This is a genomic window from Mesorhizobium sp. WSM4809, assembly GCF_055811655.1.
Genome location: NZ_JBVVQW010000001.1, coordinates 783,921 through 803,318, shown reverse-complemented (window position 1 = coordinate 803,318; position 19,398 = coordinate 783,921). Strand labels below are relative to the sequence as shown.

The window sequence follows — 19,398 nt, the reverse complement described above, 5'->3', positions numbered from 1 at the left end:
ATCATCGGCATGAACACGATTCGATCCGTCTGCGTCTATTGCGGCTCGTCTCCGGGCCGCGATGAAACCTATATAAAGGCCGGACACCTGCTCGGACGCTCGATTGCCAAAGCGGGACTGCGGCTGGTCTATGGCGGCGGCACCAAGGGCATTATGGGTGCTGTCGCCGAAGGCGCGCTCAAGGCCGGCGGCAAGGTAACGGGCATCATTCCGCGCTTCTTGATCAACAAGGAAGCGAGCGAAACCGCGCTTGACCGGCTCGATGAACTCTTGATCACCGACAACATGCACGAGCGCAAGCACAGGATGTTCGAGAAATCCGACGCCTTTGTGGCACTGCCGGGCGGGATCGGCACGGTCGAGGAGATCGTCGAGATCATGACCTGGGGACAGCTTGGCCATCATCGCAAGCCGATCGTCTTCGGCAATGTCAAAGGATTTTGGGATCCGATGCTGGCGCTGCTCGATCACATGGCCGCCGAAGGCTTCATCCACACCGCACAGCGGGTCAAGCCGCTGGTCGTCGACGACCCCGAAGCGATCGTCGCCGCCATCATGGTGGCAGGGTCGTCCGTCGATGCTCCGACCGAGGGCGTGCAGTCGGTGATCGACAAAATGTAGGGGAGTAAGGAAATAGGGCAGTAAGGCAGTATGTGAATTGCCTGGAGTGTCCTGCCCTACTGCCCTACTGCCCTACTGCCCTACTGCCCTACTGCCCTACTGCCCTCTTCCTCCGCAGCCTGCCGCAAATCGGCAATCACCGCGCGGCGGTCATGACGCCGCCAGGCGAGATGGATGGAAACCGTGCGGTCGAACCACGGCAGGTCGCGAAACACGATCCGCGGCGGCGCGGCGGCACGCAGGCTGGCTTGCACCGTCGCCAGGCCAAGACCGGCGCTGACAAGGCCGAGCGAGGTCAGCGGATCCGCCGTTTCATAGGCGATGTCGGGCAGAAAGCCGGCTTTGGCGCAGGCGGCAAGGAACTGGCCGCGATTGGTGTCGTCCGGCTGGCGCACGACGGTGATCCAGGTGCGACCGTCAAGGTGATGCGGCCCAACCTCTGGCACTTGAACAAGCGGATCATCTTCGGGGATCGCCAGCACCAGCGGCTCATGCCGCAGCGCCATGGCGGCGACATCTGGGTCATCATCGGCTGGCGGCGAGTAGACAAAGCCCAGATCCAGCGACCGCTGCCGTAGCCCTTCCAACTGCGCCGCAGAACGCAGGCTTCTCAGCTGCAGGTGGAAATCCGGCCGGTCGCGACGGAACTGGCGCAGCATCCCGGCGACAAGTCCGGCATGAACGGCCCCTTCGACATAGCCGATGGCGAGCCGGCCGACGGCGCCGCTGGCCAGGTTGCGGCCGAACTCTTCCAGTCGGCGCGCATTGGACAGCAGCGCGCGGGCCTCGGTAAGGAAGGCCCGGCCCTCGGCGTTGAGATGGACCCGCTGTTTTGCCCGTTCGAACAGAGCGACGCCGAGCTGCTCCTCGAGCTGCATGATCTGCCGGCTGAGTGGCGACTGAGAAATATGCAGCATTTCGGCGGCGCGCCCGACATTGCCGGTTTCGGCGACGGTGACGAAATAGCGGAGCTGACGCAGATCGAACATTTTTCTTCATGCTCCAGTCCCCTCAGGTCTCAACTTTAGCCTAACCAGTCTTGGACAGTCCGACCAGCGGGAGCGATAGTTCGGCCATCCAACCACAGGAGACCGCCATGCAGTTCTTTGCCCTTCTCACCCGCAACACCGAAAAATTTGCCGATGCCGATTTCGCTCCGCTTCTGCCCGGCGAAGCCGAACAGCGGCGCACGCTCTATGCCGAAGGCGCGGTACGCCAGGTGTGGAACCGAGGCGACATCCCGGGCAGCGGCATGATGCTCGAAGCCGCCGATGATGCAGAGGTTCGCGGCCATCTCGCCACCTTGCCGCTGGTCAAGGCCGGCATGATGGACATTGCCGCAATCGTGCCCCTCAAGCCCTACCCCGGCTTCGGCCCGAAGCACTGACCGGGGCACAATCTGGGGTGGCGAAGGCGTCACCACCGGATTGACGTGGGTGATCGACAGACCGTGATCGGCTGTCAAGAAACCGTCACACGGAACCGGGTTCGCTCGTGCTAGAAATCAAGGCCAGGCAGCCGCCGTGCGGTGCCATTTCGGAACATGCATCTGGCACCGCCCCATGGATATCACTCTCGCCCCGGAGGCACCGACCTGTCGCCCTACCTGCCCGACGAGCACGGATTGTTCTCATCTATCATTTCACCGCTGAGGGCATGCGAACCAGGGACGCCGCCGCCGCGCACTGGACATGGCGCAGCTACCAGCTTTCCGACATGCGGGCCCGCCATGAGATCGGCGCCGATCAGGCTTTGCCGGCACCGGTGCGCGAAGCTTTCCTGTCCGCCAGCCATGGCTGCCACATCGACCTCGAGGACGACTGGCTCTATGGCGATCTGCCGGACCTGCGCCATGACTATTCGGCGGAAGCGGGCGGGCTTGGCCATTTCCGCTTCGCGCTCAACGACACGATGCTGGTCGGCGCCCGCAAGCAACCGCTGCAGTCGGTCGACAACATCCGCAAGGCGATCGAGAATGGATCGCGCAAGTTCCGCTCGCCGGCCGAGTTGATCGAGGCGGTTGTCGGCCAGTCTTTTGACGGCATGGTGGCTGAACTTGCGGCACTCGGCGACAGCCTCGACGGGATCGAGGATCGCATCGTCTGCGACGCATGGCACAATGAACGGCAATCCCTCGTCGACGCGCGCCGGCATCTGGTGGTGATCCACAGGCAGATGGCGACGTTGACCAATCTGTTTCGCCATCTCGACCACTCGCACCGTAACGACCTGCCCGACAGCATCAACGACATGGCCGCGCGTCTTTCACACAGGGCGCAGACGCTGCACTATGATGGCGAACAATTGCAGGCACGCGCCCGGCTGTTGCAGGACGAGCTTATGGCCAAGCTGACGACGCAGTCGAACCGGCTGCTGTACGTACTGTCGGTGATGCCGGCGGTGCTGTTGCCGATGACCATCATCTCGGGCCTGTTCGGCATGAATGTCGGCGGCCTGCCGCTGGTCGACACGCCAATGGGCTTCTGGGTGGTGACGGCGGTAGCGATGGTGATCGCGGGCGCGACCTATCTCTTTGTCAGGCGGCTCGGACAGATGTAACGCCCGCCCGGCGACTTTCACGCCGAGGCGCGAAGATCCTCGATGACGGTGCCGGCGGCGGCGGCTTCCGCTTCGTGGTCGGGCTCGCGCCAGGTCTCGGCCAAGCCAGCCGCATACCATTCGCGCATCGCCGGCAGGGCAAGCAACCGCGCTGGATAGGCTGCAGCCGCACCCTCGAAGGAGAGCCCATAGGACTGGGCGCGGAACGCCACCGGGGCAAAGAAAGCGTCGACGGCGGTAAAATGAGCGCCGGCCAGAAACGGCCCGCCGAAACGGGCAAGGCCATCGTTCCAGAGATCGCCGAGGCGAAAGATGTCCTGCTTCAGCGCATCGGACATCGGGAATGGCTTTACGCGCACGCCGCAACTCATCGGGCATGCCCCGCGCAATGCGGTGAAGCTCGAATGCATCTCGGCGGCGGCCGAGCGTGCCCAGGCGCGCGCCTTGGCCTCGACAGGCCACACGCCATGGTGGCGTTCGGCCAGATATTCGACGATGGCCAGCGAATCCCAGACCGCCCAGCCATCGTCGATCAGGCACGGCACGCGGCCGCTCGGCGAGAAGGGCCGGTACAGATCCCAACTCGATGCGGTCGGGAATGGCGTCAGCCGTTCCTCGAACGGGATGTTCAGCTCTCGCATCAACACCCAAGGCCGCAGCGACCATGAGGAATAATTTTTGTTGGCGATATGCAGCAGGTACATAGGGGATCCTTACCTTGCAGCCGGCACCGCCGGCCGGATCTCGCGGCCACGGAACATCGACCAGGAATACATCGCGAGCGCTGTCCAGATCAGGCCAAAGGCAATCGCCTGGGTGGTGCCGAAAGGCTCGTCGAAGATCAGCACGGCGATCAGAAACACAATGGTCGGCGCGATGTACTGCATGATGCCGATGGTGGACAGCCGCAGCAGCCTCGCGCCGAACGCAAACAGCAGCAGCGGGATCGATGTGACCGGACCGCAGCCGATCAGCAATGCCGTATCGGTGCCACTGCTGGATACGATGTGATCCTGTTCGGTCGCGATGAGATAGACGATGTAGCCAAGCGCCGGCACCGACAGCAGAAGGACTTCGAGCAAAAATCCCTGGCTCGGTCCGATCGGCAGCGTCTTGCGGAAGAAGGCGTAGGCGGCGAAGGAAAACGCCAGCGCCAGCGACACCCAGGGCAGCTTGCCGCCCTCGACGGTCAGCACGGCGACCGCGACGGCCGCCAGCACCACCGCGGCGATCTGCAGCCGGTCGAGCCGCTCGCCAAGCAGCAGCGCGCCGACGACGACGTTGACCAGTGGATTGATGTAGTAGCCGAGCGCGGTTTCGACGGTGCGGTCGACAGCGATCGCCCAGACATAGATGCCCCAGTTGACCGAGATCAGCGCCGCCGTCAGCGCGGCCATGGCGATGGTGCGCGGCGAGCGCAGTGCCGCCTTGAAATCCGCCATGCGGCCGGCCCAGATCAGAACGGCGGCGGCGATCGGCACCGACCAGACGATGCGATGGGCAATGACTTCGGCGAGCGGCAGATGAGCGACCGCCTTCATGTAGAAGGGCAGCAATCCCCACAGCAGATAGGCGCCGAGCGCCAGCAGAAAGCCGCGCCGGGCCTTGGAATCCGCGTCCAGGGTAATTGCTTCAGTGGCCATGGGCCAACGCTATGGCCCAGTCACCTTGGCAAGACCATCGCAAAGTTCTGATGGATCAATGGACTTTCGCTGATGGTTCAACCCTATTCGGCGGCCACCAGTCCGGCCATCTCGCGGTTCTTCATCAGCTTGTAGACGATGGAATCCATCAGCGCCTGGAACGAGGCGTCGATGATGTTTTCGGAAACGCCGACCGTCCACCAGCGCGCGCCGGTGCCGTCATGCGATTCGATCAGAACGCGGGTGATCGCCTCGGTGCCGCCATTGAGGATACGCACCTTGAAGTCGGCCAGCTCCATGTCGGCGATCTCGCCCTGAAATTTGCCGAGGTCCTTGCGCAGCGCGATGTCGAGTGCGTTGACCGGCCCATGCCCCTCGGCCACCGACATCTTCTCCTCGCCGTCGACCACCACCTTGACGATCGCTTCGGAGACCGTCTTCAATTGCCCGTTGGCGTCGAAGCGGCGCTCGACCATGCATCGGAAGGAGGTGACGTTGAAGAACTCCGGCAGGCCGTGCAGCATCTTGCGCGCCAGGAGCTCGAAGCTGGCGTCGGCGCCTTCATAGGCGTAGCCCTCGGCCTCGCGCTCCTTGACCACTGATATCAGCGCGTCGAGCCGGTGATCGTCCTTCGGCACCTCGATGCCGCGCCGCCTCAGTTCGGCGAGGAAATTGGCCTTGCCGCCCTGGTCCGAAACCATGACACGGCGGCGGTTGCCGACCGTTTCCGGAGGCACATGCTCATAGGTCGCCGGCTCCTTGGCCAGCGCGGAGGCATGGATGCCGGCCTTGGTAGCAAAGGCGGAAGCGCCGACATAGGGCGCCTGCGCTTCCGGGGCGCGGTTCAAGAGTTCGTCGAACGCGCGGGACAACCTGGAAATGCCGGTCAGTGCCTCAGTCGAAATACCGGTGTCGAAACGATCGGCGAAGGCCGGTTTCAACGCCAGCGTCGGTACGATCGAAATCAAATTGGCGTTGCCGCAGCGCTCGCCGATGCCATTGAGTGTGCCCTGGATCTGGCGCACGCCGGCCTCAACAGCGGCGAGGGAATTGGCCACGGCCTGGCCGGTGTCGTCATGGGCATGGATGCCGAGATGATCGCCTGAAATACCTGACAAAATAACCTTCTCGACGATGGCGCGGACTTCCGAGGGCTGCGTGCCGCCATTGGTGTCACACAGCACCACCCAGCGCGCGCCGGCATCATAGGCGGTCCTGGCGCAGGCCAGCGCATAATCGGGATTGGCCTTGAAGCCGTCGAAAAAATGCTCGCAGTCGACCAACGCCTCCTTGCCGGCGGCGATCGCCGCCTCGACGGAGGCCTTGATGGCGTCGAGGTTCTCCTCATTGGTGCAGCCGAGCGCGACACGGACATGGTAGTCCCAACTCTTGGCGACGAAGCAGATGGCATCCGACTTGGATTGCACGAGCGACGCAAGGCCGGGATCGTTGGAAGCCGACACCCCAGCCCGCTTGGTCATGCCGAAGGCGACGAATTTGGCGCGCGACGTACGTTTCTCCTGGAAGAAGGCGGTGTCGGTCGGATTGGCGCCGGGATAGCCACCTTCGACATAGTCGAGGCCAAAAGCGTCGAGCAGTTTCGCGATGGCGATCTTGTCCTCGACGGAAAAGTCGATGCCAGGGGTCTGCTGGCCATCGCGCAATGTGGTGTCGAAGAGATAGAGGCGCTCGCGGGTCATGGTCATTTGCCTGCAAACTTGTCCGTCGCGCGGATCAGCCGATCCAGAATCCCCGGCTCCGAATAAGCATGACCGGCGCCCTCGATCAGGTGGAAATCCGCCTTTGGCCAGGCCTTGTGCAGCGCCCAGGCATAATGCGCCGGGCACGGCATGTCGTAGCGGCCATGGACGATGGTGCCGGGAATGTCAGCCAGCTTGTGCGCGTCGCGCAGCAACTGCCCTTCCTCCAGCCAGCCGGCATGGACGAAATAGTGGTTCTCGATGCGGGCAAAGGCGATGGCATAGTCGTCCTGCCCAAATGGTCCGCTGGTCTCCGGCTCGGGCAAAAGCGTGATCGTTTCGCCTTCCCACAAGCTCCAGGCGCGGGCCGCCTCGATCTGCGCCTTGCGATCCGTGCCGACCAGCCGCTTGCGGTAGGCAGCCATCATGTCGCCGCGCTCGGCCTCCGGGATCGGCGCCAGGAAGCGCTCCCATTTGTCCGGGAACATTTCCGAGACGCCGAATTGATAGTACCATTCGAGTTCCGCACGCGTCAGCGTGTAGATGCCGCGCACCACCAACTCGCTGACGCGATCGGGATGCGTCTCGGCATAGGCGAGCGCCAGCGTCGACCCCCAGGAGCCGCCGAACACCAGCCATTTGTCGAAGCCGGCCATTTCGCGCAGGCGTTCGATGTCGGCGACCAGGTGCCAGGTCGTATTGGCTTCGAGCGAGGCGTTGGGCGTCGATTTTCCGCAGCCGCGCTGGTCGAACAGGATGACATCGTAGAGCTTCGGGTCGAACAGCCGCCGGTGTTTTGGGGAAATGGTGCCGCCCGGCCCGCCATGCAGGAACACCGCCGGCTTGGCGCCCCTCGTGCCCGAACGCTCCCAGTAGACCTGATGGCCGTCGCCGACATCCAGCATGCCGGAATCGAACGCCTCGATCTCGGGATAAAGCGTACGCAATTGACTGCTCATAGCTGCAAACCTTTGGTCGGCCAGTCCGCTGTTTCATGGTCTGGGTGCTGGAAGGAGATGATGGATTCCTGCCTGTTGTAATAATCAGGATCCTGGTGGACGGGCTGATCGAAGATCGTCTCCACCCATGGCAGCCGCGCGGCATAGTTGACCTGGATCTGCGGTGCCAGATCCGAACGGTCGTCGAAGGCACCGATGGCGATTTCCAGCCCGCCGGGCTGCCGATATGTCAGCGGCGTGCCGCAGCGCGCGCAGAAACCACGATCGATGTTGACCGACGACTGGAAATAGCTCGGCTCTTCATGGGTCCATTCGACGCCGTCCCTGGGCACCGTGACCAGTGCACCGAAGAACGAGCCGAACTGCTTCTGGCACATGCGGCAATGGCAGATCGATGGACGGCCGAGCGCTCCATGAATGCGGAAACGCACGGCGCCACACTGGCAGCCGCCGGTTCTTACCTGATCGGTCATGATCTTTCCTTTGGCGGCCATTGTTCGGTGTCGTGGTCCGGATGCTGATAGGAGACGAGATCCGCCAGATAAGAGGCCGACGACACGTCGGCCATCGTCTCCTCGCCCGGCAATTGCGGGATCGTATCGACATAAGGCAGCTTTGCCTCGGTGCCCCATTGGATCAGCGGCACGATCTCCGCCGGATTGTCGAACGCGCCGATGGCGAGGCCAACGCCGTCCGGCGCGGTGAAGGTCAGCGGCGTGCCGCAATCGGCGCAAAAACCGCGATCGACATGGTTGGAGGAGCGGAAGTATTTCGGCTCGCCGCGCGTCCAGTCGAGCCGGGCGCCACGCACCGAAACCAGCGGCGCATAGAACGAGCCGAACGCCTTCTGGCACATGCGGCAATGGCAGACCGAAGCGTCGCCGAGCGCGCCTTCAACGCGAAAGCGCACCGCGCCGCACTGGCAGCCGCCGGTGTAGACCGGCCGGTTGTCGAGGCTCATCACCGCTCACTCCGGGACATGGCAGACGGCCTCGACATTGTTGCCATCGGGATCGAAGACGAAGGCGCCATAGTAGCTCGGGTGATAATGCGGCCGCAGGCCTGGCCCGCCATTGTCCTTGCCACCGGCGGCAAGGGCTGCGGCATGGAAGGCATCGACCTCGGCGCGGCTGCGCGCGGTGAAGGCGACGTGCTGGTGATCCCTGGGCTTGTCCTTGCCGGTACTCAGCCAGAACACCGGCCGGTCACGGCCATAGCCGCCGACCTTGGCACCCCCGGTATATTCCAGCGGCACCATGTAAAGCAGCGCCGCACCAAGCGGGGCCATCGCCTTGTCATAGAAAGCCTTCGAAGCGTCGAAATCGGCAACGGTGATGCCGAGATGGTCGATCATCTTTTTACCTCCCAGGTGGTGATGCGCTCGCCAGTGACCGGATCCTTGCCGTCCTTCAACTGTACACCTTGCGCCAGCAGTTCGTCGCGGATGCGGTCGGCCTCGGCCCAGTTCTTGGCGGCGATGAATGCGAGACGCTTGGCGATTGCCTTGGCGACGTGGTCTTCATCAACCGTCGCCGACGCGACATCGAAGCCGAGGAACAGCAGCGACGCCTTCAGCGCAGCCGCCGCATCGTTGCCGTCCGCTGCCTCGCCAGCCAACTGCGTCAAGACCTGGAAGGCGGCATAGGTTGCGAGATCGTCCGACAAGGCATCGATGACCTGCACGGGCAGCAGTCCTGCGGCGGCCGGCGCAAGGTCGGCCGCCCGCTTCCATTTGCGCAGCGTGTTCTCGGCCTCTTCCAGCTTGCGCACGGAAAAGTCGATCGGTTCGCGATAGTGCGTCATCAGCATTGCCAGCCGCAGCACCTCGCCCGGCCATTTGCGGCCGCCGAACGTCTCGGTCTCGAGCAGTTCGTTGATCGAATAGAAATTGCCGACGCTTTTCGACATTTTCTGACCTTCGACCTGGAGGAAGCCGTTGTGCATCCAGATATTGGCCATCACATCCGTGCCATGGGCGCAGCGCGACTGGGCGATCTCGTTCTCATGGTGAGGGAAGATCAGGTCGAGGCCGCCGCCATGGATGTCGAACACCTCGCCGAGATAGGCGGCCGACATTGCCGAGCATTCGATGTGCCAGCCCGGCCGGCCCCTGCCCCATGGCGAGTTCCAGCCAGGCTCCTCCGGCGACGACAACTTCCACAGGACAAAATCGCCGGGATTTTTCTTGTGCGCGTCGACGGCGACGCGAGCTCCAGCCTGCTGCTCGTCGAGATTGCGCTTCGACAGTTGGCCGTAGTCCGGCATCGACGCCGTATCGAACAGGACTTCGCCCGCGGCAACATAGGCATGGCCGCGTTCGATCAGGCTTTGAATCAAGGTGATCATGTCGACTTTGCCGTCGGCGCGGGGCTCGACGAATTCGGTGGCGCGCGGCTCGACCGTCGGCTCCAGGCAGCCGAGAACCGCCACGTCCCGATGGAACTGATCGGCGGTCTTTTCGGTGACCCGCCTGATCGCCTCGTTGAGCGAAAGTGTTCCGGAAGCGATCTCGCCGCCGAAGTCGCGCAGAGCGCGCGCGTTGATCTTGTCGTCGACGTCGGTGATGTTGCGCACATAGGTGACGTGCGCCTGCCCGTAGACGTGACGCAGCAAGCGGAAAAGCACGTCAAAGACGATCACCGGCCTGGCATTGCCGATATGGGCAAAGTCGTAGACGGTCGGGCCGCAGACATACATGCGCACATTGTCCGGATCGATCGGGACGAAATCCTCTTTCGTCCGCGTCAGCGTGTTGTAGAGGCGCAGGCCCTGCGATGCGTCGGACATTCGTGCCTTCCCGGTTCAGAACTCAATTTGACGAAGCCAGCCCTGCGCGAAACGCAAATCAGGCTCCAGCCTGCTGGCCGGGGCGTTTGTCCAATCTGGGGAAAGATGAGGCGAAAACGTCCGGACCAGCGCGAGGCTAGCCAATAATGCAAATGCCACAAATGGCGAAAGACGTTTTCATGGGCGGCTTTATCGCCTTGGCATGTGTTGCCGTCAAGTCGCAAGTTTCGGCAAAAACGTCGCTGGATCACAGGTAATGATGCACTGAAACATTTTATTAAACATGTCGGCACAGTCATGAAACATTCGCCGGCTAGATCAGCAGGCGTCACGATTTGGTCAGAATCGGCCATCAAACGCAGACACGAAAATGTTACCTGGGAAGAGAGACATGCCCCGAACCAAGCAGGAAGCCAACCGAGCCAAGCAGCCGGCACTGGCCAACCACTACCGCGCGATCGGCCCGGCCGCGATCGTCGCCGCCCTCCTTCACACCGCGAAGAAGAAAAAGCCGGTACAGAAGATCGTGTCGCCCCGCGCCGCCTGAAGTGGTGTGCGGCCCGGCGCCAAGGGCGCCTGGCAAATGGCGCAGACATACGTCGCTGAAGAACAGTTCAGCTAGAACAACGTCATCTGATTGTCGTCCGCGCCGGGCTTCTGGCGCTTGACCTTTTCGGGCTCCGGCCCGATCTCGCCCCGCTCCTGAATCTCCGGTCCGGTGTTGGCGACCTTGTTGACCAGGTCGGAGACGGGAATGGCCTCGAAGAAATCGAGTTGAGCCGGCCGCAACAGATCGGCGACATCACGCGGTTCGAGCGTGCGGCAATCCAGCCAACGGGCGAAATCCCTGGGGTCGATCACCACAGGCATGCGGTCGTGGATATGCGCGATATCGGCATTGGCGTTGATAGTCAGGATGGCACCGGTGTCCATTTCCGAACCGCCCGGCTCGGCATAGGTCTCGACCAGGCCGGCAAAGGCGACCAACCCGCCATGCCTGGGCCGGATCCAGTAAGGCTGGCCTTTCTTGCCGCCGGTTTGCCGCCATTCATAAAAGCCGGAGGCCGGCACCAAGGCGCGGCGATGGCGCATGGCAGCCTTGAACGACGCCTTTTCGGTAGCCCCTTCGGAGCGCGCGTTGAACAGCAGCGGAAACTCCCTGGTATCCTTCACCCAGGTCGGGATCAGCCCCCAGCGCACCAGCATTGGCTGCCGGTCGGGCAAATTGGAGCCCGGCGCCCGCGCGGGGCCGGCGACCGCCATCAGGATCGGCTGGGTTGGTGCGATGTTGTAGCGCGCCGGGAAATCCTCCAGTTCCGCCAAGCCTAGCAAGGCGGCAGTCTGGTCCGGCGTCGCGGTCAAGGCAAAACGTCCGCACATGGTCTATTGGCGCCCTTTGAAAGGTTCGGATTCTGAAAGTGCCGGTGCAACCGGCATTGCGCAACCGCTAAAGCTTGCCCATGCTGGGCGGTCCACAACAGACCTGCCTACACGCCTGATCGGGAACCCATGAACGAAGCGCGCAAGACACTTCCGGCAGTCTCGGTCGCCGTCGTGCGTGCAGACACCGTGCTTCTGGTCAAGCGAGCCCGGCAACCCTCGCAAGGGCTCTATGCCTTTCCGGGCGGCAAGGTCGAACCCGGCGAGACGCTGGAGGCAGCGGCAGAGCGCGAACTTCAGGAAGAAACCGGTTTGCGCGCCACAAATTATCGCCCGCTCCGGGAAATCCACATTGACGGCAGGGATGACAGCCACCCGGTCGATTATATCCTCACGGTCTTCGGCGCCGCCTATGCCGGCGGCGAGGCGGTAGCCAGCGACGACGCAGAGACGGCGGCCTTCTATACACTCAGCGAGATGGCGGCATTGCCGCTCGCCGGCTCGGTGTTCGCCGTGGCCGAGGAGTTGTTGGAACCCGACGGAGACGACGGGCCGAAGCCCTGAAAACAGCCTTGCAGGCGACAAATTGTTTCGCCACAAAGACTTATCCTGTTTGGCAGAGCCACGCCGTTGGGTAGAGAAGGCTTATGAACCGTCCGTCCATGCTCCTCGCCGTGTGTCTTGCGGTCGTCGCGACCGTTTCGATACGGCCCGCGCTCAGCGCCGAATCGCCGTTCGAGCCTGGGTTGATGCGGCTGGCGGAGGTTCTGGGCTCGCTGCATTTCCTGCGCAATCTGTGCGGCGAGAAGGGCGACCAGTGGCGTGTCGAAATGACAAAACTGCTCGATTCGGAAAATCCGGACGCCGAGCGGCGCGCCCGCTTCATTGCCAGCTTCAATCGCGGCTACCGCTCCTTCGGCGGCACCTATACGAGGTGTACGCCCTCGGCGACCGAAGCCATCAGCCGCTACATGAAGGAAGGCGAGACGCTGTCTCGCGATATCGCCTCGCGTTACGGCAACTAGGCACTCGCTCATCAACAACTATCCGGATCATTGCTGGGCACAAGCCGATATATCGGCTTGTGCCAGGCGATCTCTTGGTGCAATCCTCATGTTGCACTTCTGCAACAGTATTAACGAAACCTTACAGCGCGAAAGCGGAATTAACTCAAACTGAAGGTTTTCGCCCCGCAGGCCGCCCCAATCGGCTAAGTTTGACTCGGACTGAACGCAGCTTCGCACAAGGCAATTGGGCTTTGTAAAAGACGATCAAAAAAATGTCGTATTTACAAATACTTAATTGTCCCTGCGTGTGAAATGAACAGATCAGGCCTGATCCACATCGACGGATCGCAGCTTGAAAGGGTGGACATTCGCTTATGGAACATGGTGTCAACGACATCGACGCGCTGGTCAGGGAAGAAAAACGCCTGACCGCCGTGGAAAGCCACAGCGAGGCCTGGGCGGAAGGTCTCTCCGCCGGGATAGAGCCCGAGATCATTGCCGAAGCAGCGCTCGAAACAGCCTTCGGCGAGATGTTGCGTGCCAATGGCGAGACCTCGGCCCTTGCCCTGCTCGACCGTATGCGTGAAAAGGTGATTGCTGGCGCCTTCGAACCTGAACGGCTGCGGCACTGAACCGACGTCCGGTTCTTTGACGGCAACATGCCGCTCGGGCGTCATGCCCGGAAGCAGGGAGAAACGGGCAGTGAGTTTTTCGATGTCAGGCAAGCCGTGTGGCTTGGTCCTTCGCATCTCCTTCGCCGCTTGCTGTGCCGCGATTCCCCTGCTTGTGTGTCTCGCGAGCAGCCCCGTGTATGCACTGAGCGAAATCAAGCGCGAAGAGCTCCCCCCGACAGTCACGCCGCCGGCCGACGACGACATGTCGCCCTCCGGAAGCGCCGTGCCGATGCCCAATCCGGTCGGAACACCGCCGCCGGCCAGCCAGCCGACTGCTCCTGCCGAAGCCGAGCCGGACAGTCCGGCGGATGGCGGCGTGACCAGACCGCGTGTGGATCCGGAAACGCCGGTGCCTGAGGTCGTCTACGATCTCGGCAAGCTGCCGGAACCGGTGCGGCGCATGCACGATCTGATCGTCGAAGCCTGCAAGGGCGGCGATATCGAAAAGCTGCGGCCGTTGATCGGCACGGGCGAGAGCATGACACAGATATCGCTGACCGACATAGACGGCGACGCCATCGCCTTCCTCAAGGGCCTCTCCGGCGACCCAGACGGTCAGGAGATTCTGGCCATCCTGGAGGAGGTGCTTAATGCCGGCTACGTCCACCTCGATGCCGGCACGCCACAAGAACTCTATGTGTGGCCGTATTTCTTCGCCCTGCCGCTGGACAAGCTGGACGCCAAGCAGCGGGTCGAGCTGTTCAAGATCGTCACCGCTGGCGATTTCAACGACATGAAGCAGTTCGGCGCTTATATTTTCTACCGTGTCGGCATCACGCCTGCCGGACAGTGGTCGTTCTTCGTCGCCGGGGATTGAGCTTTCTGCCTCTGCCCTTGCAGAGATCCGGGAGCCTAGACGGGCAATGCCTCGGAAAACTCCACCGCTTTGCCCTGGCCTGGCGTGACGATTTCCCCCTCCCACATGACACGTCGGCCTCGAATGACGGTGCCGACCGGCCAACCCGTCACTTCCCTGCCATCATAAGGCGTCCAGCCGGCTTTCGAGCCGGCCTGCGCATTGGTGATCATCTCGCGCCGCATCATGTCGACGATGGTGAAGTCGGCGTCATAGCCGGCGGCGATGCGGCCTTTCCTGGCCATGCCGAAGATCCGCTGCGGGCCATGACTGGACAGGTCGACGAAGCGCTGCAAGGTCAGCCGGCCGGCATTGACGTGGTCGAGCATGATCGGCACCAGCGTCTGCACGCCGGTCATTCCCGACGGAGAGGCCGGATACGGCTTGGCCTTCTCGGCCAGCGTGTGCGGCGCATGGTCGGAGCCGAGCACGTCGACAATGCCTTGCGCAATGCCGTGCCAGACGCCGTCGCGATGGCGGGCGGCGCGCACCGGCGGGTTCATCTGGATCAGCGTGCCAAGCCGTGCATAGTCGTCGGCGCTCAGCGTCAAATGATGCGGCGTCGCCTCGCAGGTCGCGACATCCTTGTGCTGTTCGAGGAGCAAAATCTCCTCGGCCGTCGAGATGTGCAGGACATGAATGCGGGCGCGGACGCTGCGCGCGATGCGTACAAGCCGTTCGGTACAGCGTAAGGCGGCGATCTCGTCGCGCCAGACAGGGTGCGATGCCGGGTCGCCCTCGATGCGCTCGCCAAGACGCTCGCGCAGCCGGAATTCGTCTTCCGAATGAAAGGCGGCACGGCGACGCGTGTTTCTCAGGATCGAGGCGACACCTTCGTCGTCCTCGACCAGCAGGTCGCCGGTGGACGAGCCCATGAAAACCTTGATCCCGGCCGCGCCCGGCAACCGCTCAAGCTCGCCGACATCCCCAGCGTTTTCGCGGGTGCCGCCGACCCAGAAGGCAAAATCGCAATGCATGCGATCCGTGCCGCGCCGAACCTTGTCGGCAAGCGCTGCCTCGCTGGTGGTCAAAGGATTGGTGTTGGGCATCTCGAACACGGCGGTGACGCCGCCAAGCACGGCCGCGCGCGAACCCGTTTCCAAATCTTCCTTGTGCTCCGATCCCGGCTCACGAAAGTGCACCTGGCTGTCGATGACGCCCGGCAGGATATGCAGGCCGCGGCAATCGATCGTCTCGCCCGCCGAGGCCTGGCGGAGATCGCCGATGGCGGCGATGCGCCCGCCCTTCACGCCGATGTCGCGAGCCCCTTCGCCGTCGTGGTTGACCACGGTGCCGCCTGTCAGGATGAGGTCGTAGATCATGGCCATGCTCTCTTGCGGGGGGAGTGCCAGCGGCTTACGTAAAGGCCGACCGTTTTGCAAGATCAGGTTGCTTTTCCGCCCATGCCCTTTGCCCAGCTCAAAGACCGCGCCCTCGTTTCCGTATCAGGTCCGGATGCCGAGCATTTTTTGCAGAACATCCTGACCACCGATCTCGACATCCTGGCTCCCGGCGAAGCCAGGCCCGGTGCGCTGCTGACGCCGCAAGGCAAGATCCTGTTCGATTTCCTGATCTCCCGCACCGGCGAGAATGCATTTTGGCTCGAATGCCGCGCCGACATATCGGACGATTTCATACGCCGGCTGACGCTCTACAAACTGCGCGCCAAGGTCGAGATTGCCAAATCCGATCAGGCATTTGTCACCGTTGCATGGGGACATGAATCAACACCCTCGCAATCCGATTCAACGGCGGCCGCCGACACGCGCTTTCCGAAGGGTGCCGTCACGCGTTCCTATGGCGAAACAGATGAGCGCAGCGATCTTGCCGCGTGGCAAGCCTTCCGCATTGCCGGCGGCATTGCCGAAAGCGGCAGCGACTACCAACTCGGAGACGCCTTTCCCCACGACGTGCTGCTGGACGAAACCGGTGGCGTCGGCTTCAAGAAGGGCTGCTATGTCGGCCAGGAGGTCGTCTCGCGCATGCAGCATCGCGGCACCGCCAGGCGGCGCGTGCTGATTGTGTCGGCTGACGGGTCCCTGCCCGCGCCCGGCATCGAACTGACCGTCGAAGGCAGGCCGGTTGGCACGCTCGGCTCGACCGCCGGCACGATCGGTCTGGCGATTGCGCGCATCGACCGGATCAAGGCGGCGCTCGACGCCGACCTGCCGATCATGGCGGCGGACGTTCCGGTTACACTAGCCATTCCCGGTTGGGCAAAATTCGCCTTCCCGCAGGAAGCCGTCAGCGCGGAGGAGGCCTGATGGCGGCCGACCGCGTCGGCGCGCCGGCACGCGCCTGGCAGCGCATGCTGTCGGGCCGCCGGCTCGACCTGCTCGACCCCTCGCCGCTCGACATCGAAATTTCAGACATTGCGCACGGGCTCGCCCGCGTTGCCCGCTGGAACGGCCAGACCAGTGGCGAGCATGCTTTTTCGGTTGCCCAGCACTCGCTGCTGGTCGAAGCGCTGTTCCGCGACCTGGTACCCGAGGCTTCGGCCGACGCCCGGCTGGCGGCTCTTCTGCACGACGCCCCCGAATATGTCATCGGCGACATGATCTCACCGTTCAAATCGGTGATGGGCGGCAGCTACAAGGATTGTGAGTTGCGGCTGCAGCGCGCCATCCATCTGCGCTTCTCGCTGCCGCAGGAGCCAAGTGCTGCGCTGCGCAAGGAGATCAAGCGCGCCGACCAGATCGCCGCCTATTTCGAGGCAACGCTGCTCGCCGGCTTTTCGACCGCCGAGGCGACCGAGTTCTTCGGCCGTCCGCGCGGCTTCAATGCCGACCGCTTCGATTTCACGCCACGCTCGGTGACCTGGGCGCAGAACGCGTTTCTGAAACGGTTTTCGGCGATCGAGATGTCGCGGCATCAGGTTTCGGCGACCGCAATCGTCTAAAGCGCGTCGCGCTGAAACGGATTCATGCGACGCGCTTTAGGTCTTTGTTTTTATGCATGTCGTTCCCCCAAAACCGAGGTCACTTTTGGGCGACAGGCATTAAAACGCTAAATTAACCGGCGGCGGCCACAATAGCGCGTTCGATCACGGTCCGCAGGCGCGCTCATGCCCGTCGCTGATGCCAAGGATGGTTCGACCATCCCGAAACGGGAGGCCGAAGGCATGGACCGCTCCCGCCACATGGAAGACGAACTGCGCGAGCAGAACCAACGCTTTTCGGCTGCGGTCGAGAACATGTCGCACGGCCTGTGCATGTTCGACGCCGACGAGCGGATGATCATCTGCAACGGCAACTACCTGAACATCTTTTGCCTCGAAGCCAGCGTCATAAGGCCCGGCATCCGGTTCCTCGACATTCTGCGCCACAGCGTCGATATCGGCATCGCCTCGCAAACCGCCGACGAACTCTACGCCATCCGCAAGCCCTATATCGATCAGGCAAAGCCCTCGACCTACGAAGAAACACTGTCGGACGGCCGCATCGTCAGCATCTCGCACCGCCCTCTGGCTCTGGGCGGCTGGGTCTCGATCTACGAGGACATCACCGAGCAGCGCCGCGCGCAAGAGGATCTGAAGGAGCAGCACCGCCGCTTCGACGCAGCGCTTGCCAACATGTCGCAAGGCCTGCTGATGTACGGCGCCGACGGCAAGATGATCGTGCGCAACCGGCGTTTTCTTGAACTCTACAATGTCACCGCGGCAGACTTCCCGCTTGGAACGACGCACCGCGAGGCGCTCGAACGATTGCTGGAACTCGGCATCTATACGGAGATCGACGTCGACAGCGAAGTCGCCAAGACCGAGGCCTGCCTGACGGCGGCAAAAATGCATTCGGCCTACCGGCATCTTACCGACGGCAGGACGGTTCTGGTCACACGCCGGCCGATGAACGGCGGCGGCTGGGTAGTGACCTTCGACGACGTCACAGAACGTCGCCGCACCGAAGAGCGCATGACCCATCTTGCGCATCACGATACGCTGACGGGATTGCCCAACCGCTCGATGTTTCGCGAACGGCTCGACCTGGCGCTGGAAGCCACGGCGGTCACGCCGCTGGCAATCTTTTCGCTCGATCTCGATCGCTTCAAGGCGGTCAACGACACCTGGGGACATCCGGCCGGCGACTGGCTGTTGAAGAGTGTGGCCGAGAGGCTGCAGCGCTGCCTGCACAACGAAACCGACGTCGTCGCCCGTTTCGGCGGCGACGAATTCGTCATCATCCAGTTCAACTTCAAGGGCATTGCCAATGCAGAAAAACTCGCGAAGCGCATCGTCGAGACAATCGGAAAACCGTTCCGCGACAAGAGCCGCGAGATGCATGTCGGCATCAGCCTGGGCATCGCGGTTTTCCCCGACGACGGTGGAGATGCCGACACGCTGCTGAGGAACGCCGATACGGCGCTTTACCGGGCGAAGAGCGAAGGGCGCAATCAGTATCGGTTCTTCGAACCCGGAATGGACGCTATGGTACAGGCACGGCGTGCGCTGGAGGTCGACCTTGAGACCGCGCTGCCGCGCCAGGAGTTCGACCTCGACTTCCAGCCCATCATGAACATCGCATCCGGGGAGATCGTCGGCGCCGAAGCCTTGATGCGCTGGCATTCGCCGACACGCGGCACGGTGGCGCCGGACAGCTTCATTCCGGTCGCCGAAGACACCGGATTGATCGTGCCGCTTGGCGAATGGGCGCTGAGGAAAGCCTGCACGGCGGCGGCACACTGGCCCGCCGGCCTGCGCGTCGCGGTCAATGTCTCGGCCGTGCAACTTAAAAGCGGCAGCTTCGCCCGCAGCGTCATCTCGGCGCTGGCCTTCTCCGGCGTGCCAGCCGATCGGTTGGAGCTTGAAATCACCGAAACCGTGCTGATGGACGAAAGCGAGGCGGTGCTGAGGACGCTGCGGCAGTTGCGCGAACTCGGCATCCGCATCGCGCTGGACGATTTCGGCATCGGCTATTCCTCGCTCGGCTATCTCAGGCGTTTTCCTGTCGACAAGATCAAGATCGATCGTTCGTTCATCCACGACCTGGGCAATCGTGACGCCGCGGCGATCGTTCGCACCGTCATCGGGCTGGGCGCCGAGCTTGGCATCACTGTCACCGCCGAGGGGGTCGAGACCGAGGTGCAACTCGACATCCTGCGCGGCAATGGCTGTACAGAGGCGCAGGGCTATCTGATCGGCGTGCCGTCAACGGCCGCCGAGATCCAGCGTCTATTGAAATCCCGAGCGCTGCACAGCCAGACCGGCTGAGGCCGG

General features: G+C 62.8%; 21 protein-coding genes and 1 pseudogene. 11 read left to right on the top strand and 11 right to left on the bottom strand.

Annotated elements, in window-relative coordinates:
• The first annotated feature begins 9 nt into the window (after window positions 1-9).
• Window positions 10-621, top strand: coding sequence for an LOG family protein (locus tag AC0L24_RS03600; RefSeq protein ID WP_127380766.1), 612 nt, complete (start codon window positions 10-12; stop codon window positions 619-621).
• A gap of 80 nt (window positions 622-701) precedes the next feature.
• On the opposite strand, the gene AC0L24_RS03595 is transcribed toward AC0L24_RS03600, so the two are convergent.
• On the bottom strand, window positions 702-1,610 hold the full coding sequence (locus AC0L24_RS03595) for a LysR substrate-binding domain-containing protein (RefSeq protein WP_473563423.1): 909 nt from the start codon (window positions 1,608-1,610) through the stop codon (window positions 702-704).
• Between the two features lie 107 nt (window positions 1,611-1,717).
• Here AC0L24_RS03595 and AC0L24_RS03590 point away from each other — a divergent pair, with 107 nt between their 5' ends.
• Together AC0L24_RS03590 and AC0L24_RS03585 are read left to right on the top strand one after the other, a co-directional pair.
• The gene (locus AC0L24_RS03590; RefSeq protein WP_127271666.1) at window positions 1,718-2,008 is read left to right on the top strand and encodes a muconolactone Delta-isomerase family protein; all 291 of its coding nucleotides are present in this window, start codon (window positions 1,718-1,720) and stop codon (window positions 2,006-2,008) included.
• 156 nt (window positions 2,009-2,164) lie between these two features.
• Window positions 2,165-3,180, top strand: a pseudogene (locus AC0L24_RS03585) (transporter).
• Window positions 3,181-3,197: 17 nt separating this feature from the next.
• On the opposite strand, the gene AC0L24_RS03580 reads toward AC0L24_RS03585, so the two are convergent.
• The 8 genes from AC0L24_RS03580 to cysS form a co-directional block, all read right to left on the bottom strand.
• On the bottom strand, window positions 3,198-3,884 hold the full coding sequence (locus tag AC0L24_RS03580) for a glutathione S-transferase family protein (RefSeq protein ID WP_127398289.1): 687 nt from the start codon (window positions 3,882-3,884) through the stop codon (window positions 3,198-3,200).
• 9 nt (window positions 3,885-3,893) lie between these two features.
• Window positions 3,894-4,823 (bottom strand): EamA family transporter RarD, encoded by a 930-nt coding sequence (gene rarD / locus AC0L24_RS03575; RefSeq protein WP_292457637.1) that lies wholly within the window; start codon window positions 4,821-4,823, stop codon window positions 3,894-3,896.
• An 83-nt stretch (window positions 4,824-4,906) separates the two neighbouring features.
• Window positions 4,907-6,529 (bottom strand): citramalate synthase, encoded by a 1,623-nt coding sequence (gene cimA / locus AC0L24_RS03570; RefSeq protein WP_189526251.1) that lies wholly within the window; start codon window positions 6,527-6,529, stop codon window positions 4,907-4,909.
• Entirely contained in the window at window positions 6,526-7,482 is a 957-nt protein-coding gene (pip, locus tag AC0L24_RS03565) for a prolyl aminopeptidase (protein WP_127321042.1), read from the bottom strand. The genes cimA and pip overlap by 4 nt, the downstream gene beginning before the upstream one ends.
• The gene (locus AC0L24_RS03560; protein WP_027038010.1) at window positions 7,479-7,955 is read right to left on the bottom strand and encodes a GFA family protein; all 477 of its coding nucleotides are present in this window, start codon (window positions 7,953-7,955) and stop codon (window positions 7,479-7,481) included. The genes pip and AC0L24_RS03560 overlap by 4 nt, the downstream gene beginning before the upstream one ends.
• On the bottom strand, window positions 7,952-8,443 hold the full coding sequence (locus AC0L24_RS03555; protein ID WP_127268543.1) for a GFA family protein: 492 nt from the start codon (window positions 8,441-8,443) through the stop codon (window positions 7,952-7,954). Before AC0L24_RS03555 ends, AC0L24_RS03560 begins: the two co-directional genes overlap by 4 nt.
• A 6-nt stretch (window positions 8,444-8,449) precedes the next feature.
• Entirely contained in the window at window positions 8,450-8,836 is a 387-nt protein-coding gene (locus tag AC0L24_RS03550) for a VOC family protein (RefSeq protein ID WP_127268542.1), read from the bottom strand.
• On the bottom strand, window positions 8,833-10,269 hold the full coding sequence (gene cysS / locus AC0L24_RS03545) for a cysteine--tRNA ligase (RefSeq protein WP_127327246.1): 1,437 nt from the start codon (window positions 10,267-10,269) through the stop codon (window positions 8,833-8,835). Before cysS ends, AC0L24_RS03550 begins: the two co-directional genes overlap by 4 nt.
• Window positions 10,270-10,660: 391 nt before the next feature.
• Here cysS and AC0L24_RS03540 point away from each other — a divergent pair, with 391 nt between their 5' ends.
• A complete protein-coding gene (locus AC0L24_RS03540; RefSeq protein ID WP_081738801.1) occupies window positions 10,661-10,816 on the top strand; it encodes a hypothetical protein in 156 nt (51 codons plus the stop codon).
• Window positions 10,817-10,887: 71 nt separating this feature from the next.
• Here the strand turns inward: AC0L24_RS03540 and AC0L24_RS03535 are convergent, their stop codons facing one another.
• Window positions 10,888-11,649 carry an SOS response-associated peptidase gene (locus tag AC0L24_RS03535; protein WP_473563421.1) on the bottom strand — a complete coding sequence of 254 codons (762 nt, stop codon included), beginning with the start codon at window positions 11,647-11,649 and terminating at the stop codon, window positions 10,888-10,890.
• A gap of 129 nt (window positions 11,650-11,778) precedes the next feature.
• On the opposite strand from AC0L24_RS03535, the gene AC0L24_RS03530 reads away from it, so the two are divergent.
• The 4 genes from AC0L24_RS03530 to AC0L24_RS03515 all read left to right on the top strand — a co-directional run bounded on the left by AC0L24_RS03530 (window position 11,779) and on the right by AC0L24_RS03515 (window position 14,147).
• On the top strand, window positions 11,779-12,213 hold the full coding sequence (locus AC0L24_RS03530) for an NUDIX hydrolase (RefSeq protein WP_473563420.1): 435 nt from the start codon (window positions 11,779-11,781) through the stop codon (window positions 12,211-12,213).
• An 83-nt stretch (window positions 12,214-12,296) separates the two neighbouring features.
• Window positions 12,297-12,674, top strand: coding sequence for a TIGR02301 family protein (locus AC0L24_RS03525; RefSeq protein WP_473563419.1), 378 nt, complete (start codon window positions 12,297-12,299; stop codon window positions 12,672-12,674).
• 356 nt (window positions 12,675-13,030) lie between these two features.
• Window positions 13,031-13,288: a hypothetical protein gene (locus AC0L24_RS03520; protein ID WP_008874920.1), complete on the top strand. Its 258-nt coding sequence runs from the start codon at window positions 13,031-13,033 to the stop codon at window positions 13,286-13,288.
• Between the two features lie 70 nt (window positions 13,289-13,358).
• The gene (locus tag AC0L24_RS03515; protein WP_164762549.1) at window positions 13,359-14,147 is read left to right on the top strand and encodes a hypothetical protein; all 789 of its coding nucleotides are present in this window, start codon (window positions 13,359-13,361) and stop codon (window positions 14,145-14,147) included.
• 35 nt (window positions 14,148-14,182) lie between these two features.
• On the opposite strand, the gene AC0L24_RS03510 is transcribed toward AC0L24_RS03515, so the two are convergent.
• Window positions 14,183-15,514 (bottom strand): dihydroorotase, encoded by a 1,332-nt coding sequence (locus AC0L24_RS03510; RefSeq protein ID WP_292692876.1) that lies wholly within the window; start codon window positions 15,512-15,514, stop codon window positions 14,183-14,185.
• Window positions 15,515-15,589: 75 nt separating this feature from the next.
• Here AC0L24_RS03510 and ygfZ point away from each other — a divergent pair, with 75 nt between their 5' ends.
• From ygfZ to AC0L24_RS03495, 3 genes are all read left to right on the top strand, one after another.
• Window positions 15,590-16,450, top strand: a complete 861-nt coding sequence (gene ygfZ / locus AC0L24_RS03505) for a CAF17-like 4Fe-4S cluster assembly/insertion protein YgfZ (protein ID WP_292338107.1) — start codon at window positions 15,590-15,592, stop codon at window positions 16,448-16,450.
• A complete protein-coding gene (locus AC0L24_RS03500) occupies window positions 16,450-17,085 on the top strand; it encodes an HD domain-containing protein (protein WP_127397530.1) in 636 nt (211 codons plus the stop codon). Before ygfZ ends, AC0L24_RS03500 begins: the two co-directional genes overlap by 1 nt.
• Window positions 17,086-17,250: 165 nt before the next feature.
• Window positions 17,251-19,392, top strand: coding sequence for a putative bifunctional diguanylate cyclase/phosphodiesterase (locus AC0L24_RS03495; protein ID WP_127397529.1), 2,142 nt, complete (start codon window positions 17,251-17,253; stop codon window positions 19,390-19,392).
• The last annotated feature ends 6 nt before the right edge of the window (window positions 19,393-19,398 follow it).

Excerpts from the sequence above, each read along its gene's own strand:
- AC0L24_RS03525 (WP_473563419.1), top strand. The coding sequence starts at position 12,297 with ATGAACCGTCCGTCCATGCTCCTCGCCGTGTGTCTTGCGGTCGTCGCG.
- cimA (WP_189526251.1), bottom strand. The coding sequence starts at position 6,529 with ATGACCATGACCCGCGAGCGCCTCTATCTCTTCGACACCACATTGCGC.
- ygfZ (WP_292338107.1), top strand. The coding sequence starts at position 15,590 with ATGCCCTTTGCCCAGCTCAAAGACCGCGCCCTCGTTTCCGTATCAGGT.
- AC0L24_RS03535 (WP_473563421.1), bottom strand. The coding sequence starts at position 11,649 with ATGTGCGGACGTTTTGCCTTGACCGCGACGCCGGACCAGACTGCCGCC.
- rarD (WP_292457637.1), bottom strand. The coding sequence starts at position 4,823 with ATGGCCACTGAAGCAATTACCCTGGACGCGGATTCCAAGGCCCGGCGC.
- AC0L24_RS03500 (WP_127397530.1), top strand. The coding sequence starts at position 16,450 with ATGGCGGCCGACCGCGTCGGCGCGCCGGCACGCGCCTGGCAGCGCATG.
- AC0L24_RS03510 (WP_292692876.1), bottom strand. The coding sequence starts at position 15,514 with ATGGCCATGATCTACGACCTCATCCTGACAGGCGGCACCGTGGTCAAC.
- AC0L24_RS03540 (WP_081738801.1), top strand. The coding sequence starts at position 10,661 with ATGCCCCGAACCAAGCAGGAAGCCAACCGAGCCAAGCAGCCGGCACTG.
- AC0L24_RS03600 (WP_127380766.1), top strand. The coding sequence starts at position 10 with ATGAACACGATTCGATCCGTCTGCGTCTATTGCGGCTCGTCTCCGGGC.
- AC0L24_RS03595 (WP_473563423.1), bottom strand. The coding sequence starts at position 1,610 with ATGTTCGATCTGCGTCAGCTCCGCTATTTCGTCACCGTCGCCGAAACC.
- pip (WP_127321042.1), bottom strand. The coding sequence starts at position 7,482 with ATGAGCAGTCAATTGCGTACGCTTTATCCCGAGATCGAGGCGTTCGAT.
- AC0L24_RS03560 (WP_027038010.1), bottom strand. The coding sequence starts at position 7,955 with ATGACCGATCAGGTAAGAACCGGCGGCTGCCAGTGTGGCGCCGTGCGT.
- AC0L24_RS03530 (WP_473563420.1), top strand. The coding sequence starts at position 11,779 with ATGAACGAAGCGCGCAAGACACTTCCGGCAGTCTCGGTCGCCGTCGTG.
- AC0L24_RS03520 (WP_008874920.1), top strand. The coding sequence starts at position 13,031 with ATGGAACATGGTGTCAACGACATCGACGCGCTGGTCAGGGAAGAAAAA.
- AC0L24_RS03495 (WP_127397529.1), top strand. The coding sequence starts at position 17,251 with ATGCCCGTCGCTGATGCCAAGGATGGTTCGACCATCCCGAAACGGGAG.
- AC0L24_RS03590 (WP_127271666.1), top strand. The coding sequence starts at position 1,718 with ATGCAGTTCTTTGCCCTTCTCACCCGCAACACCGAAAAATTTGCCGAT.
- AC0L24_RS03555 (WP_127268543.1), bottom strand. The coding sequence starts at position 8,443 with ATGAGCCTCGACAACCGGCCGGTCTACACCGGCGGCTGCCAGTGCGGC.
- AC0L24_RS03550 (WP_127268542.1), bottom strand. The coding sequence starts at position 8,836 with ATGATCGACCATCTCGGCATCACCGTTGCCGATTTCGACGCTTCGAAG.
- cysS (WP_127327246.1), bottom strand. The coding sequence starts at position 10,269 with ATGTCCGACGCATCGCAGGGCCTGCGCCTCTACAACACGCTGACGCGG.
- AC0L24_RS03580 (WP_127398289.1), bottom strand. The coding sequence starts at position 3,884 with ATGTACCTGCTGCATATCGCCAACAAAAATTATTCCTCATGGTCGCTG.